The sequence below is a fragment of the Amycolatopsis sp. NPDC059235 genome, assembly GCF_042754125.1.
Lineage (GTDB): Bacteria > Actinomycetota > Actinomycetes > Mycobacteriales > Pseudonocardiaceae > Amycolatopsis > Amycolatopsis albidoflava.
On record NZ_JBHZAG010000018.1, the window covers coordinates 1 to 18,385 of the forward strand.

Here is an 18,385-nt window from a genome sequence, read left to right on the forward strand (position 1 = left end):
TTCGCGGGCCGGCGTGTTCACCGGGCTGGCCCCGGGCGCGCAGCCGGCCCCGGGCGCTCTCGCGCTCGGCGACGACGTCCCGCAGCCCGGGCAGCACCGGCCGGCAGCAACCGGCGCTGACTCGAAGGCCGAGCTGGCAGCACCGCCGGACGTGCCGGCCGCCGGTGTCAGTTCGTCGCGGTCGGGTGCCGGGAAGCGGCCCGCGGCCCGGCGGGAGAGCCCGCTGGCCGACGGTTCGGGATTGCCCGTGGTTCCGCGCCGGCGGCCCAGCGAGCAGATCCCACCCCTGGGCTCGGTGCCGGAGACGGCCGAACTGATGCACTACCCGCATCGGCCGGACGCCCCCGCTTCGCCGGATGCCCCTGCGGAGCCCGGTTCGGAAGGGACCGCCGAGCCGCCCGGCTGGGTCTCGCAGCTCCCGTCCTACTTGCGCGAAAACCTGACCGCGGGACCGTCAAAACAGGATGGACCAGTGGTCGGAGCCGACCTGTTGGACGGGCCGGCCGGCCTGTACTCGCTGGTGCCCGAACTGCGCGACAACGAGGTCGTGCTGGGCGCGCAGGAGGACATCATCAGCAACGTCACGGACCTCATCGGCAAGAACGCCACGGCTCCGTACCGGATCAGAGCCGGCAACGAGAACTACGAGCTGACGATCAAGGCGGAGTTCCGGTGGGACGACGCGACGATGCCGGACGCCGGAGCCGATCCGACCGCGGCGAAGGCGAAGGGGAAGACGAAGAGTTCGGTGACGGATGCGCAGAGCAGTTCGCGCGAACAGCATCTCGACCTCTCGGCCGCTATCGGGAGCATTCCGGTCGCGCCGCCGGTGTCGGTGTTCGTTACCGCGCAGCTTCCGATTGGGCCGAACAGCGCCGCCGAGGGCGGTACGGAGCGCGGAGTGGAGGTTGAGAACACCGTCGAGACCAAGTCCCTTCGCAAGGTGGAGGTGCCGGTCAAGATCACCTACGCGCTGACCGACTCCGGCGGGCGGAAGATCGAGCCGGTCGGCCGGTCCGGGGAAGAGATGTCGGTGATCGGACAGGTGCGGGTCAAGGTGCCGACCGGGTTCCGCGAGCCCGACGACGAGGCCAGTCCGCCGGTTCCGGTCACGCGGCCGTTGCCGAAGGACGCGCCGCCGGAAGCGGTGTACTCCCGCACTCCGGGCAGCAGTTTCTACGACCAGGTCGCCGAGGGTTTGCCCACGGCGTTGACCGAGGTCGGCGCGGCGGGCAGGGAGACCCTGCAGAACTTCTTCAGCGACGCGAACCTCAAAGCGCGGTGGCCGGAGATGGCGGTGTTCGTCGACCCTGGCGACCCGGATTCCGCCAACCTGGGGTGGGTGCGCTCGGACGACGTCGCGAAAGGCCCGTACAGCAAGCGCTGGTTCGGCCGGCCGACGAGGTTCGAGATGCGAGCTGTCGCACAGACTGTGCAGGTCGTCGAATCGCTGGCGGAAGCGGAGAGCACCACGACGAATACCGTCGAAGACACTGTGACGAAACAGACCTCGACGAAACGGCCGCTGGGCGGCACTGCCTTGATCGCGGCCACCCCGGCCAGCGGGCTGGGCGGGGTGGCCCTCGGCGTCGGTCCCGGCGTCGGGATGTCCTTCGCCGCTGAGCACGGGCAGGAGAACCGGCGCAAGATGTCCCTAGCCGACTCGGTCGTGACGACCGGGCAGGTCATTCGCTTCAAGACAGTGCACCGGCTGGAAGTCCGGCAGCTTGGGCACGAGCCGTTCACGCTGGACGGCTGGATCGAGGCATTCCAGACGGCACCCTGGCACAGCGTCGAGCGCGCCGGTCTCCAGAGCGGAACCGGCTCGCTCGCGGCTGGCGACGCGCAACCTGGCCTCGGAGGCGAGCACCGGGAAACCTTCTTGGATTCGTCGAGTGAGAGTTCTGGGGATGGGCCGACCTTCTTGGATTCGTCGAGTGAGAGTTCTGGGGATGGGCCGACCTTCTTGGATTCGTCGAGTGAGAGTTCTGGGGACGGGCCGGCTTTCTTGGACTCCAGTAAGGCTTCTGCCAATGGGCCCGCATTCCTGGACTCCAGTAAGGCTTCCGGAAATCAGTCGGCCTTCCACGGCTCTGCGAGCGAATCGACCGGTACCGGCGCACTGCGCGACGCGGATGGCGAAACGACGGAAACCGCTGCCCCACGCCAGGTCTACGCGCCACGCCACATCGAGGAACTCACTTCCGTCGGGGGTGCCTTCGTCGAAGATCTCGGGCTCCGCGACGCGCTCTACAACCGGATCGCCGATGTGCTGCGGCGCGTTCCCGGCCGGCGGTGGTACCACCTGACGCGCGGCGGCTTTCTCGTCGAGTTCGACGACCCGAAGCTCAGCGGAGGATTGAAGTCGACGGTCGAGGTATTGCTCAAACGTCGCGACTCCGCGAAGGCGCACCTGTCGGAGGAACAGCTGAGCCGTCTGGTCGACACCATGCTCACCGGCCGCGGACTGTCGTTCCGGCTGGTCAAGGACGGGACTTTCCGGGACTACGTGGCCACCGTGACGCTGAAGGCCACGATGGACGACCTGCGCGATTTGCCGGAGGCCCCGGCCGGCACCACGTTCAGCAGGAAGACGAAGTCCGCCGAACTCATCGGCTTGAGCTCCGCGAAGAAATGGGATACGAAGGTTGGTCCGAAGGCCTCGGCCTTTATGGTGAAATTCATCGGGGCGCTCCTCCCGGGATGGGAGTCGACGATCTCCCGAGGCTGGTCGTGGAGCAGGTCCACCGCGGTGCGCACCGAGACAGAGAGTTCCACGACCCGGACGCACGGCGACCGCCTCACCGACGCGGGCAAAGTCGGCTCTCAGGGCATGCAGCCGTTCTCGGCCAACCTGACGATCAAGGCCCGGGTGACCGCCTACCACCGCATGGCTGCCGGCGTCCGCCGCGGGTTGCCCGGCTCGCCGGGCAGGACCGTGCCCAAGCTGACCAGAATCGGCCGGGGCCGGCTGCGCCCGCTCACGGTGCCCATTCGGTTCGGCGTGCCCGAGCTGCTGACCTCGACGGTCCCGCCGGAGCCGTTGCCGTCGGCAGTACGGCAGAACGTGCGGATCATGCGGGAAGTGCCGGGCATCAACGAAGTGTCCCGGCGTGTGCCCGTGGAGCTGGACGAGGTGGAGGTGCTCGCGGTGCGGGGCGCCGACCAGTTGCGCGACGCAGTGGACACGTTCTTCCATGTCGCGTCCGGCGACCCGATCGACGCGGTGGACGAGCAGGACAGGGCGGTGTTCCCGCACGCGAGCGCGAGCCAGGACGAGCTCCAACTGACTCCGGACGCCCTCCGGCGCAATCCCACGCCGTTCGAGCCGATCCGGATCAACCGTCGGTGGGGACGGCGGCTGCGCGACCTGAACGACAATGCCGTTGTCCTGCTGACCCCGCGCAGCTGGACGCTCGCGTCATCCGACGAGTTCCAGCAGATCGAAAAGTCGTCCTCCACCCTGACCGGAATCGGCCGGTCGGCAGGAGCGGCTTCGGCATCGGCGCTGGAGATTAATCCGATGTTCTACCTGTTCGCCCCCGGGCCGGGCCCCGGTCCGGTGGTCCGTCAGCGGATCACCGGCACGGTCTCGGCCGAAGTGTTGTCCCGGCGCAAGGGCACGCAGTCCGAAGCAGAGCTCAGCCTGGCGGAGGAAGGAACCGTCAAGGACGCGGTCCCGGTAAAGGAGACGCTGGTCTGGGTGGATGCGGCCGCCGAGGTCGTCACCGAAGCCTCGACCGTCGGCAATATCGACAGGTTCGGCATTTTCCGCCGCCGGGCTCCCCGCCGGGCCGGAGTCGGCTTCGACGTGCCGCGCTTCTGGCTGATGTGGGCCACCGACGAGCAGCTGGCCGCGATGAGCCCGGCAGCCGGAGGGCGGGCCGCTTCGGACGCGGAGCCGGAGCCCGTCGGCACCGCCGAGCCGCCGGCGGTTCCGGGTGCGGACGAGATCAGGGTTGCGCTGACGACGTCGGCCGCGGTGCCGGCGTCGTCGGCTGGGGCGCAGGCCGCCGGGCCGGGATCGTCGGCCCCGCGTGCGCGGACGATGCCCGCACCCGCGGCGCTGACCCAGTCGACGGGGACGTCCCTGGGGCTCAGCGCGATCACCACCAGGATCGATCTCCGCGACCGGATTCCCGACCTGCGCCGCCAGCTGATCGACAGCCTGGGCGAACAGAAAGCGCTGCGGCTGCTGCCGGCGTCGCCTTCCGGCCATCCGCACGACAACTTCCGGCGGGTGGACGAGTTCCTTCGGGACGTCAGTGCCGCGGCGGGCGGGGCGCTGAACGGCGGGCAGGCCATCACGCTGCGGCTGGAGGGCTTCGTCGGCGAGACCTATCACCTCACGCTCGACGCGGCTCTCGTGGGCGAGCTGGCGTTCGCCGGTGTCGAACATGTCGACAAGTTGTCGGTCGGCCAGAAGATGGATGCCAAGGGCGCGAACTCCAAGACTTCAGGGCGCACACGTGCCGCGCTCAGCGCCTCGCTGAGCGCCGTCTGGCGCTTTGGCCAGATCGGCGGCAATGCGCCGCGCAGCCTCGCACCGAAGACCGGCGGCATCAACACGCCCGGGCTGCCGACCTTGTCGGTCAAGATGGCCAAGCTCGGCGAGCGAGACGTGAAGAGCACCGGTACCCGCAAACAGAAGTACAACCAGTCGGCGTCGGTCACCGGGCCGGTGGCCGCCTACGACGGCAGGGTCGGTTTCCACCTCAAGATCGAGCGGGAACTGGGACTGGACCAGCACGGCGGCGAGGCGGCCGGAACGGTCGCGGCGAGCGATTCTATGCCGTGGCGCGACGTCCGCCTCCTGCGGCTGAGCGAGGCGTCCTACCCCGCGCCGGCGGACGGGCGAGCCCGGCTGGGCGAAGCCGAACCGGACACGTTGTCGACCCGGCGGCGCAGACCGCGCCTGGTGCGCTGGAACACCCCGGCGCACCGGCGAGCCGACGCCGCGGAGTCCCGGGCCTGGCGCGAGCAGCCCGGGTACCTCAAGGTTTCGCCGAGAGGGACCGTGCCCGACCCGGCGGCAGTCGACCCGACGTATGAGGAAGGCGCGTTCCAGGCCGAGGACTACTTCGGTGCCGTGCGGGACCTTCGGGAGAGCGCGTCACGAGCGATCCGCGAGGCCGGTGCCGACGTGGACTCGACGGTCATTCTCGAGCTGAAGCAGACTCTGACGCTGCCGTCGGTGAAGATGCTGCAGTCGATGATGCGCGGCACCTTCGTGATCCCCATGGCGGACGTGGAACTGGAAGTACACGCCCGGGTGCCGGACACCGGACGGCTGGCGTATGTCAGCGCGGGGGTGGACCTTGAGTCGAAGTCCGAGGTCAAGCGTTCCGGCGAGGCGGGGCTCCTGCCAGGAGGCATCGGCAGGCCCGAGGCCAGTCCGGAGAAGGCCACCGACACCGAAGACAAGATCACTCAGGTCGACCTGCACGACGTCGAGTTCCGCTTCGTCGCCCGGCCGAAACGGGCGTTGCTGCGGAAGGTCGGTGCTTGGGCGAAGACCGGGATCGTCGACCGGGTCGTGCGCGACGCCTACGGGATCCGGCACCGGCCGACCGCCGCGCGCCCGCTTCCGCAAGCGCTGGTCGACGCCGCGAAGCAGCGCGAGGACGCTGCGAAAGCCTGGACCGCCGCGGTCAAGGCGGAAGCCGGCCTGCGGCACCAGACAGCCCCCCTGACCGAGACCGGACATCAAGCGCTGCTCGCGGCGCCGGCCGTCACTGCCGCCGCGGCCCGCAACTGGTGGGCGGCGAAGGACAGTTACGACCGGGAACTTGCGAGTGCGCGGTCGGCGGACTGGGAACTCGCCAGTGCGCGTCCGGCCGAGGCTGCGGACGAGCAAACGGCACCTGCAACGTACGGCCCGTACGGGCAGACGGCATCTGGAGGGGACGGTCCGTACGGCCCGTACGGGCAGACGGCATCTGGAGGGGACGGTCCGTACGGCCCGTACGGGCAGACGGCATCTGCAGAGGACGGTCCGTACGGGCACGTTGTTCCGGGCGCGAGCGGCCGCCGGGCCGTGAGTGTCCGTCCGGAGGGTTCCGCGCCTCGCTCCGTGTCGGGCGATGCGGTTCTCGAGCCGTCCGGGAGAGCCGCCGATGTCCTGGCGCAAGGCGCGCCCCTGCCAGACGCCGCCCGGTCGAGCCAGGAGTCGCGGCCGGGTTCGACTGGGGACCCGCTGCCCGAACGGCGAAGGGAGCTGCGGAGCGCTCGGGCAGTCCTCCAGGCACTTGCCCGGGAGGAGCGCCAGCTGCTTTACCGGCAGGCAACGCGGATCGTCGGCCGGGACGTTCCGGGTGGACTGTTGTCTTCCCCGGACCCCGAACGTGCGGCACAGATCCAGGCGATCCGTGACTTGGTAGCTGCTCAGCTCCGTACGGATGACGACCATCCGCGGCGGCGGCCGTTTGCCGAGCAGCTGGCTCGCGACGTGTGGGCCGAATTGATCGATCCGGTCGACCCGCTTCCGGGCCGAGCGGCAGAACTCGAGGAGGCACGGCGCTCGTTGTCGCGTCCGAAGGCACCCGCCGGGCGCGTGCGCGATGCGCGGCGGCTGGCCGCGGAAATGGTTGACGACGTACTGCAAACGCGCCCGCCGGTGACGTCCCCGGTCGCGCAGGCTCGGCGCGACATTCAGCGGCAGGCGATGGTCGACCTGGTAGCCGGCCGACTCCTGAGCGATGGGCCGGATCGTGCCGGTCGGCTGTCGCACGCCCGAAACCTGGCGGCGCTGCTGAGGGAGGAGGCCGGCGGCGGCAGCCGACCCGTTCCAGCCGGCACCCGGACGCGCGCCCGGTCTGGCGCGAGCGAGACGAGGCGACGCGGGGACTCGGCGAGCATCGCGACGAATCGGTCCGACACCAGCTCGATCACCTTCCCCCCGGTCGGCGGTGCATCCGGCGGGGTGACCTTCTCGAGAGAATCGCGCGCGCTCGCGGATCAGAGCGTGATTTATTCGGCGCTGTCGCCCAGCGCCGACGACGGACGGCCGCAGCCGTTCGTCGTGTTCGTCACGCTCTCAGACGACGGCCGCCCGGTCCTCGGGGGGGAAGCCCTCGACTGGGCGGACTACGGAAACCACCTTCTCGCCAGCGCCGGATATCAGCAGCACGTGGCCGGGCATCCCGACGCAACCGTCAAGATCGTCCCCGACCGATCCGTGCCCGCGGCGGTGTTCGACACCGACATTCGGAGCCTGGGCGAGCTATTGCGCAATGGCCAGGCGTTCCCCGCGATCGAGATCGCCGCGGCGGCCGCGGTGGACGAATCCGGCCGGGTCCGAATGGGCGGCGAAGTCCGCCAGCTGCCGGTCGGTGCCGCTGGCCGTTCCGGGCCGGGAGAGAACCGGACCAGCCTTCCGGAGATCCCGTCCGAGGGCACGACATTCGTAGCGGACCTGTTCGCCGATCTCGACCGGCGCCTGCGACCGGACCCGGGGCTGTGGCGCACCGGCGACACGACCCGCGCCACACCGGTGACCGCGGACGAAGCGGAGTCGGTGTGGCACATTCCGAAGGAGGACCAGCGTCTTCTCCAGTCGGCGCTGGACCGGTTCGGGTTCCGGCTGGAAGTGCGTCCGAGCGAGTGGGCTGCGGTGCGGTGGAGCCGGCGCGGTGCGATCCGGAAGCCGCCGGAGCTCCGGGCGACGACGATCGACGAGCTCGACTCGTACCTGGGCGTCCCCGCCGACTATCAAGGTCTGGTCGGGTTTTTCGCGCCGGTGCGGCCGGCTCGGGAGTCGGTGTCGGCGGACCGGTGGGAGGCGGTGCAGGCCCGATACCGGCAGCGTGCACAGGAACAGCGCGATCTCGCGGACAGCATGGGCGAACTGGCGGCGCAGGGGAAGATCCGGCTCGCCGGCGGACTGGTCGAATGGCGCACCGAGGACGGCGGGTTTGCCAAGGTCGCCGGGGCCGGCGACCCGTTCCGGCTGGTGACCGCGGACGGCGAACCGCTCGCGCCGGAGCAGGACGAGCTGTTCCGGCGGCTTATCCGGTACCGGACCGGAATCGCGCGTCCGGCGGGCCTCGGCGAGGAAACCCCGACTCTGGGCGGGCGGCGCGCGGACGATGCGATCGTGGCCCGGCATCGGGCCGCAGAGCCGGTTCTCTGGTTCCAGCCGGGAAGGCCGCCGGTCCTGGTGCGTTCCGGGGCCGGTTCCGAACCGGTGCGGCCGCTTTCGCCGCAGGGTGCCGGACCGGCGGAGACACATCCGCCGCTTGATCCGGCACTGGTCGGCGCGGGAGCGTCGGTGTCCCGTCCGGCGACGGGTTCCTTGACGGCGGAGGAGGCGTTGCGTTTGCCGCCGGGCTCGGTGGTGACGGGGGACGGGTTTGTTTCCGAGGCGGAGAGGCGGCGGTTCTACGCGGTGCATGTGCCGTGGGCGGTCGGGGTGAATCCGGAGGGGCTGTTAGACAATTGTCTAGAGACCCAGGTGCAGGGCGGGTTCTCGATTCTGGAGAAGCGGACGTATCGGGTGGGGGCGAGCGGCCGGACGAAGGTGCGGCAGGCCAACGAGCTGGCGCACACGCTCATGCGGCATGCGACGGCGGGGCAGATTTTCGAGCACATGCGGGCTCAGCCCGGCGGGGCGCAGGGATTGGTGTATCTGGGGGGCGGGCGCGAGGACGGGCATTATCTGCTGATACGCAAGGCTCCGGCGGAGGAGGGCGGTCTGATCACGCTGCTGGACGTGCAGTCGGAGACGGTGGGGTCCGTGTCGCGGCACACGCCGGTAGTCGGGTTTCTGCCGTTGCCTTGGACCGGCGCAGCCGCGATGGCCCCGCGGCGGGCGTTGAACCCCAACTTGACTGCACGCGGCAGTGACGGCGGCGACGGCGGCGACCATTTTGCTTATGTCATGAACCATCCGGTGTTGCGGCGGTGGCGGGAGGAGACCGGACCCGGTCCCGTCGTCCGTGCGCATGTCTCGCGCAAGGATCTGGCCGCGGCGCTGGAGGAAAACAGGTTCGTTTCGCGTATCAAGGGCATTTTCGGCAAAGCGAAGAACGAAGTGAAAATTTCGTTCTACGCGAAGGACGTGTGGAGCGCGCCGCTCAAGTGCAAGGGCATGCCGGTTGGCGTCGTCTTCAATTTCACGGATTTCCACGGGGATCAGGATTGGGCGATAGCTGAGGGCAATCGCGGCCAATACACCTGGCTGTCGCCCGGGCTGATGAGCTGGGAGCAGTACAAGGAAATGGACTCGATCCGACGGGAGTTTGGATACGTCGTACGGGTCGAGGCTCCGGGGTCGGAGGACTCCGCGCGCTATCGGAGCGGGCCGATCGAGGTGGGAGCGCATGGGGCCGAGGAGGGGGTGGCCGAGGCATGGTTGCCAGCGGGGACGCGGCTGGCCGACGGCCGCCGGCTCCGGAAACACCTGAGGATGCGGCTGCGTGGTGCTGAGTTCGTTCAGGCGCTCGACAATTCGGAGTCGTTCCGTTACGCGTATAGGTCCCGCCCGGGCGCGTCTCTGCGGTGGATCGTGTGCCATGCCGCGTCGTCCGGTCTGGGGCGCGAGTCAGCGGAAAAGCTCCGCAGCTTGGGTTACACGAATCGCAGCCATTTCCCGGACGGCGGGGTGACGCTTGGCCACGGCAAAGTTCACGGGGAGATCTTTGTAAATGGGGGCTTGGAGTGGGTGACGGATTCGCCGGGCGAGGACGGTGCTCTGGCGAGGGAGGCGCATGAGGAGACGGTCTATCCGCAGTTCGCGAAGCACGGGATATTCGCGTTGCATTCGTGGGGTGATGCGGTGGCGCGGCGGCAGGCGCAGCGGGATGCGCGGGCGGCGTTCGCGGCGCATGTGGACTATCGGCACGGGGTGGGGATCAACGGACCGGAGTTCGGCGGGGGTCGGAAGGGGCGGGTGCGGAACACATTCGCGTCGGTCATGGCGTTGTCGAGGTCGATTGTCGAAGGCCGGAGGGTACTGGCCGAGCCGGGTGGTCCGGTGACGGTGGGCGAGGTGGGGGCGGCTCTGGGGACGGCGTTGGTGGAGGCGTCGTTGGCGGAGATCACGGAGCACATGGAGGGGCAGCAGAACGGGGCGCAGGGGGTGGTGTTCCTCGACGGGAACTTGTTGCTGGTGCACAAGGACCGGTTCGGCAAAGTGAATTACCTGGATGCTCGCCGGGAGACGATGGCCGATCTGGAGGTCAGGCTGGGGCGGGCTGCGGACGGGACGCCGATCACGGGCACGTCCGGGTTCGCGCCGCTGACAGGCACGGGCGCGGCTCCGCTCGATCAGCGTCCGCCGCTTGATCCGGCGCTGGTCGGCGGGGCCTCGCCGGCCGCCTCGGCAGCTTCCGCGTCGTCGGAAGACCTCCCCCGGCCGAGCACGGCGCGTTCGTTCTTCCGTCGCCGCTCGACCGCCTCCGCGCAGCTGTCGGCCACGGATTCGTACAATCCGGCCCGCTTCGCAAGCGAAGCGGAGGCCATCTTGGAGGACTATCGCCAGGCCAGCGCCGGACTGAACCGTCTCGCGCTGCCGGAACCGGAGGTGCGCGGGTGGATCGCCGATGCGGTCGCTCTCGGCCAGCCTGGCGAGGCAGAGCGGCATGCGTTGCCGGCAGGCACTCGCGAGCGGCTCCAGGTCATCGACGACAACCTGAGCGCGGTGCACGATCCAGCGGCGCGCGAGCGGATTCGCGGGCTGGTCAACGACGCGGTCCTCGCCACGATGCTGGCGCCGGGCCGAGTGGACGCCGCCGGCCCCGGCACCGGCAGGCAGTCCATCCGGCCGATCGCTCCCGACCGGCTCACCCAGCTGCTCGACGACATCCGTGCCGACCTGCAGGCCGGGCGAAACCCGTTCGACCGCGAGGCGTCGATGGTGCATGGCGTCGACTGGACCTCCGGGCGGCCGCTCCCGGTCCGGCTGGCCGTTCTCGGAACCCTCAATCTGAGCGGCGAAGCTCGTGCCGGGCTGAGTTCCAGCGCGCTGTTCCGCACTCTGCTGGCCAACCCCGAGGCACTGGCCGAATCGCTGTTCGCCGGAACCGGGCAGATTGAGCAGTACTTCTTGTCGACCTGTGCCGTTGCGGCGGTCAACACCGGATTGCGTGGCGGGGTGCCGACGATCGCCTCGCTTCTCCACATTGGCCGCGCCGCTGCCGACGAGCTCGACAAGGTGTCCGAACACCTGGATCCGCGCACGCGTGCCCGGCGCAATCGGCCGTGGGGCCGGACCGCATACCAACGAGCTGCGGCGCGTGTGGCGTCCGCACGCGGGGAGTTCAACAATCTCGAACGGCGGGCCCTGGAGCTTGCTGGTGCGGACTCGCGGGATGCCGCTGCCTGGCGTGGCCTTACCGAGAGCTGGTCGCGAACGATGGAGAAACTGGGATCCGCCGATCCTCGCCAGCCTCGAATTTCAGTGCTCACGCCGATGCCCGTGCGACGGAACTGGCAGCTCAGTGTCGCACTGGTATCGCCGGTCCTGCTCAACCGGCCGGCCGCCCGGCTGCAGGATGTCGATATCGGGAACTACCTGAGCCTCCTCGAACGCCAGCTGGCGAAAGAACCGCACGGCACCCTGCTCGGCGCAGAGACGCCTGCGGTCGACGGTCCGAGAATCCGAGTGGCTCCGCGGATAGCCCGCAGGTCCGGTGCGCTGGCCCTGTGGGAGCGGCTGGCTCGGGGATCCGGCCGACTGCTCTTTCCGCTGCTCCACGTGGTGCACGTGCAGGCGACCAGAATTGCCGGGCAGCCCAGGTTCGTGGTCAGCGATTCCATTGCGGCGACATCCATCACTCAGACTCCGGACGAGTTCGCAAGGTGGGCTGCCCGGGTGAAGCTCACCGCCCCGGACGACCTGTTCGACGAGCCAGCCAGCGCGCCGGAGTCGCCGGATGTGGTGTCCTACTCGGCATTGCTGGTCAACGGCGAGCTGGATCTGACGGGTGTGCTGATGCGCCCGTGCGCGACCGGCGACGGCAGCCGGGTGGGAACCTTGTTCCCGTCGCCGGAGGACGTGCGGTCCGGGCGGGCTGACAAGGCGGTGGCCGGGTTCGCGGCGGGAGCGGCGCCAGCCGATTCGTATTCGATGCTGATGCACTCGGTGAAGGACGCCGCCGGGCGTGCCGCCGGGTTCACGCTGTGGCAGGAGAAACCCGGACTGCCCGGGCAGTATCGCCGGGTGCAGGTCGGCCCGTCCGGATGGCTGCGGTTGTTGTCGGCGGTGGCTGGCCCGGAGAACGCGCAGCGCGCGTTGCTGGTGGCGTGGTCGTGCGGTGTGGCGCCGGAGTCGGGTGGTTTGCTGCGGCAGTTGCAGGCGCTGGTTGACGGGGCAGGTCGCGGGCAGCGGGTGGTGGGTCCGGATACGCGGGTGAAGATCGAGCCGTCGGGTCGGGTGCTGTTCGATCCGGGTGGTTCGTTGCGGGAGATAGGGGAGGGTGGCAGGACAGTCCCGTCGGCGGTGCGGTTGCCGGATTCGGCGGTGTCGGATTCGCTTCTCGAGGGTCCTGGTCTGGTTTTGGAGCATCCGGTTGTTCGGCCGACGGTGGCGGCGCTTGACCGGATGGCGGACGAGCTGGCGGTGCCGGAGCCGGGGCAGGAGCTGCTCGGGCCGGATGTGCTGCAGGTGCGGAGGCGGAAGCCGCCGATGCCGGCGTTGCGCGGGTTGAACGTGCCGGGGTTGAGCGCCCGGCAGGGTGCCGGTCTTCTGCTGACGCTGGACATGTTGCGGGGTGCGGTTCCGAGGCCGGAGGAGACGACGCCGGAGGCGCTGGATCGCGCGGGTGCCGGGGTGGAGGTGCTGCGGGCGGAGTACCCGCCTGCGATCAGGCAGCACTGGGCGACCGTGCTCGGTGTTCCGGTCGATGCGATGCCGACGCACTGGGAGCTGCCGAAGACGGTGTACGGGATCTGGCTGGGCGGTTCGCTGCGTGCGGGGGAGTTCTGGGACAATTTCGGTGCTGCGGCCGACCGGTTCGACCGGGTTCCGTTCGTGTTGTTCACCGACGTTCCCCGCTGGCAGATCGAGGCGGTCCTGGCGGGGGACGAGGCGGACGAGTTGGCGGGCGTCCGCGAGATGGTCACGCATGCGAAAACGCACAATGTCAAATTGGTCAATATCGACGAGATTTCGCATTCCGAAATGCCGATGCCGTCGCATCCGCTCGTCGTGACCGAGCGGAGCAAGGAGTCTGGGCTTGGGTATGCGCCGTCGAGCGACATTCTCCGGGTTCAGCTCCTGCATCTGTTCGGTGGCGTTCATACCGACGGTGACAATGTCGTAGAGGATCTTTCTCAAGCGTGGGCTGTCGTGACCCGGCATGGATTCGCCGCCCTTGAGCGAATCATTCGGAACGGGACGGAGGAGCGCCGCACGCAAAACACCTCCGCTATTGTGATGACGAAGGGTAATCCGGCTGGCGCCGGTTGGCTGCATGCAATTGCTGAGAACTACCGAAAGACCAGAAGGGAACTGTTTTACCGCGCTCCTGCCCTGATGGATTTTGTGGAAGCGAATCTTGACACTCGGCAGGGGTATAATCGCCGTAATTCCACTATCTGGCGAACCAGTCCTGTTCCTATTGAGTTCGAACGATTTACAGGTTACAAGAATCTCCCCGCATTCGGGGGGATCAAGACCGGCTACGCGCAGAGTTGGGTTCCGTCCGGTGCGCCGGTGCGGCCGGATGTGGTGGTCGGTGTTGACGATCAGGCGGGGACGGTTGCGTTGACGGCGAAGGTGGTGCACACGCTGGTGTGGCAGTTGCACAACCGGGAGGGGGAGCTGGATCTGTTCGCGGTGGAGCGGGCGATCGTCAAGCACGAGGTTCCGGAGCTGGTTTTGACTGCGGCGGTGCGGTTCATCGCGGCGAGGCCGGGGTTGGCGTCGTTGGTGAAGTTCGTGACTGATCATCGCTATGAGAACGGTGCGATCCGGGCGTTCCCGATTCCGGATGCGGTGCGTGCGCTGCTGGCGTATGTGCCTGGTTCGCCGAGGTGGTTCCTGGGCGAGTGGTCGAGCCCGGTGCGGATGATCGCGCCTGGCGACGCGGCGGGCTTGCCCCGACCGGAAGTGGTGGCGCAGTCGGCGTTGATCGTGGGCGGGAAGGTGGATCTGACCGGTGTGCTGATGCGGCCGTGCGTGTCCGACGACGGTACGCGGTTGGGGACGTTGTTCCCGTCGCCGGAGGACATCCAGTCCGAGCGGGACGACGAAGCGGTGGCCGGGTTCGAGGCGGGTGCGGCGCCGGCGGGCTCGTATTCGATGGCGATGCATGCGGTGAAGGACGCCGGCGGGCGGGTGACCGGGTTCTCGATCTGGAAGGAGAAGCCGGGCTCGCCCGGACAGTATCGCCGGATTCTGCTGAGTCCGGGCGGGTGGTTCGCGGTGTTGTTGGCGGTGGCCGGTCCGGAGGGGGCGGCGAGGTCGTGGTTGATCGCGTTCTCGTGCGGCGTGGCGCCGGTGTCCGGCGGTCTGCTGCGGCAGTTGCAGGCGCTGGCCGACCGGGCGGGGCGCGGGCAGCGCGTGGTGGGTCCGGATACGCGGGTGAAGATCGAGCCGTCCGGACGGGTGCTGTTCGAGCCGGGCGGTTCGCTGCGGAAGATGAGCCAGGACCGCAAGACCCTCGAGTCTGCGGGCCGGCCGCCGAACAGCGCCGAATCCGCCACGCTCGAGGAAGGCCCGGGATTGGTCCTCGCCGACGGGGCCGCGCTGCCGGTCTGGGGCCTGTTCGGGAACCCCGCCGAGTGGAGCGGCGGAGTGCCGCCGGAACTGGTGAAGCGGGTGCTGTCCGCGCACCAGCGGCATCTGGACGACTGGATGCGCAGAGGTTACGGGTCGGCGGATCTGCAGGCGGAGTTCGAACGGCGGTGGCGCGACCCGAGGCTTGTCCGCCTGCGGGCTCAGCTGCAGCAAGCGGTGGACGTGGCGCGGGGCCGTGCTCCGGGAGAGTGGGCGACCGTCTCCGACGAGGCGATCGGGGCGATGCGGGATTGGTCGAGGTGGCGGCAGGAGCTGCGCGCGGCAGCTGAGCCGGAGGCCGCGCTGGACGAGTCGGACCTGGCAGTTATGGCGGCCACGGTGCTGCCCCCCGGTGTGCCGGCGCCGTTCGAGCTCTCGGCCGCTGAGCTGGAGTTGTTGCTGGACCTCCTCAAACTGATGGCGAGCCGGCACCCGGATTGGCACCGCGATCCGGCACCGGTGCGCGTTCTCGCCGGCCAGTTGTGGTCGGAGTTCGCGGCGTTGAGCCGCGAGGTCGACATCCCCGCGAGCGTCGCGCTGGACCGGGCGCTGCTGGAGCGATGGTCGGGCCTGATCGAGGGGACGGAGGACAGTGTCGCCGGTCTGAAAGCGAACGGGCAGGACTGGAACGCCGCTGAGCGAATGGCGGAGGCGGCGCTGGGCGAACCCGGCGAGTCCGCGTCGGCGAGGGCGATCTTCGACATCCACGCCGTGCTGGCGCATGCCTGGGCGGTCGGAGAGGGGGATTCCCCTTACCGTGCGGAGACCTTCGAGGCGTTGTGGGCCGTGCCGGTCATGGAGGAGATGCGGACGGCCCGCGCCGGGCGGGCAGCCGCGGCGGACGACTTCACGGTGTCGGTGTTCCGCGACCATTCGGCGCGCTGGGTTTCCCGTGTGCTCGAAATTGCGGCGGAAAGCGGACCCGGGACCGACAACGACGCCCACCGGTGGCGCGTCCTGGCCGCCCAGCGGCTTGGCTTTGACCAGCCGCCCGGAGCGAAGCTGACCGGGACCGCGGCGCGGCTGAGGATGCGCCTGTACCGGTCCTTGACCGAACGGATGGCTTACCACCTGGCGCGCCTGGACCATCTGAACGGCCTTGGTCAGGCCGACCGCGTCGCCTTTGAGGAAGACCGGATCGACGCCGTCGGCAGGGAAGCCGCGCGCCTGGCAGGCGAAAGCCAACTGGTGGAGCTGGCTCTGGAGACCGGCGGGGATATTGACGCCTGGCTGGCCGCATGGGCGGCGTGGGAAACCCGAGCCGAGCCTGCCCGGACAGTGGCGCAGCTCGGGCTGGAGACGCTCGCCGCATCGGACTGGCCCCAGATGCGGGAGCTATTGGACCACGAACTGGCGACTGTGGCACCGGGGACGCTCACGCCGGCCGAGGCACAACACGCGGACGACATGACGAGCCTGTTGGAAATCGCCCGGCGTCAGGGAACGCCGGCCTGGATTCTCGAAAACCTTGCCGAGACGCTCGCCGAGGATTTCGCGGAGCTGCGTCGTACCGGCAATCCCCCGGTTCCGGTTGCCATGGCACGGGTGGAGGAGGCCGCGCGCGCGGCTCGCACGCGGGCGTTGGCCTCGGGAGAATGGTCGTCGATCGGGGATGCCGAGCTGTCCTCGGAACCGGTCATACCGCAACTGAAGGAACGGCCGATCTTGTCGTCGGGCGAGGCGGCCCGGATCGACCGGTTCCGGGACCGGCATCGGGCGCGGCTGGATCGGTTGTGGAAGGCGGTGGGTTCGGCGGTCCCGGCAGCTTCCGCCGCTCAGTTCGACCTCGGCCAGCGGGTGGCCGGGTCCATCGACGGGCTGCGAGGCCCGGCGAGAGACCTCGCGGAAGACGTGCTCGTGGCGCACGTTTCGGTGATGACCGCCGAAGCGGCCGGCGCGCGAACCGATGAGTGGCTGCGCGCTGTGTGGAGCGATCCGCTGCTGAAGGAGCTGCGATCGCTGGCAGGCGAGGTTCTGGCCCCGAAGCTGCCCGCGTCCGAGCTGGCGCTCGAGCTGAGCCGTCAGGGCCGTCTCTGGGGGTCCGCGATCGCCGGTTTGGAGGCACAGCCGGCAGCGACTGCGGCGCAGTGGCATGCGGATTCCGCGAGCCTGCTGGGGCCGCCTTATCTCGACGGAGCGGCCGGTGCGCGGGCGAAGACACTGTATGACGAGCTGGTGGATGCGGTCGCGTTCGTGTCGTGGGAGCGAGACCGTCGGCCGGGATGGAACGCGGAGGCAGTGCCGGCGGCGTGGCTGCGGCAGGTCCGTCAGGATTTCGAGGAACTGTGGAAGTCCGGGGCATTCGAGACGGAGGCTGACCCTCGGGTGGCGCAGTTCCGGACCGACTTCGCCGCCGGATTCCGCGGTGCGTTCGATCGCGAGCCGCCGGGGCCGGGGGCTGGCCCCACCGCCGAGGACGTCTTGGCACGGTGGCTGGACCGGGGGCGGAAACTGGTGCGGGCCAACAATCCTGACCACTCGCACAGCGTTGCCGAGCTCGCGCATCTCGACCTCCTTGCGATCGCGGTCGCCCGTCAGGACGTCGTCGTGGCTGACATGCGGGACCGGGCTGTCGCAGCCGCCGGCGGATGGGTCGATGCGGGAGAAGGCGGACAGAATGATCCGCAGTGGCTGGAGCTCCACGCGAGCCTGCTGGCCGGCTGGGTCCTCGGCGGCGAGGAAATGCAGCGCTGGGATGCCGGGCAGCGGGAGCCCTTGCAGACTGCTCTGCGCGAGGATCCGGCGGTCGCGCAGTGGTTCAATGCTGTTGCCGGCAAGCGCGCGGCGGACGCCGGCGGGCACGAGGCGCTGGTCAAAGAAGTGCGGGAGCGGTTGGAACTGGCTGACGAACCGCAGTTGTCGCAGTGGCGGGCGGAAGGCCAGCGGCTGCTCGGCTCCGACGGCTGGGCGGCATTGGCGACCCCGTGGCTGCGGTGGCTGGGCCTGCGGCTGGACGATCAGCAGGCGGCGGAATGGCTGCTCAACGTCGTCGGCAACAAGGCGGAAGGGAACAAGCCAGAGCAGGAGAAACGCCTCGCCGAAGCGGTCAAAGCCGGATTGGCGGCGTTGGCCTCGACGGACGAGCGGCAGCGCGGGCGGTGGCTTCGCGAAGGGCGTCGGCTGCTGGACCTGCATCCCGGCGGCTCCGCCCAGTCGGACACGGTGGCCATGCTGGTCGGGCGCCGGGCCTTGAACTATCTCGGGTCGACGTGGGTCCCCGATCTGGCCCGACTGGCGCGAGCGACGATCGGCCAGCTCCGCACGTTGCGGTACGACCCGCCGCTCGGCATCGTGCGGGAGACGCTGCAGCAGTGGAGCCGGCAGCAGGCGCTGTCGCCCGCTGCGCCAGCGGAGTCCGGAGGCTCTGCGGCACTGCTGCCGGGACAGACGGGATCGGCTCCGACCGCGATGCCGCCGGCTGCCCAGCCCGCTGCGCCCGGGCCGGAACAGCCCGAGGCAGCGAAGGTCGCCGCGCCGGAGAATGTCGGCCTCCCCGCCTCGCCCGTCACGGAAAGCGCGGCCGCACCGCCGGTCCAGGACACCGAGACGGCGGATGCGGTCGAGGATTTCGAGGACATGTTCGAAACGGACTTAGCGGAGGGCGACGCGTACCTGCGCGATGGCGGCGGAGTCGCGTTGCCGAGCGCGCGGCGGCTCTTGGACGAG

At 69.5% G+C, this 18,385-nt stretch carries 1 protein-coding gene (cut by a window edge); it reads left to right on the forward strand.

The window, feature by feature from the left end; all coding sequences use genetic code 11:
• The first annotated feature begins 13 nt into the window (after positions 1 to 13).
• On the forward strand, positions 14 to 18,385 hold the 5' end (the start) of the coding sequence (locus ACFXI3_RS14830; protein ID WP_378399910.1) for a hypothetical protein. 38,946 nt of this gene lie beyond the right edge of the window; only the first 18,372 of its 57,318 coding nucleotides appear in the window; the start codon lies at positions 14 to 16; its stop codon lies beyond the right edge, outside the window.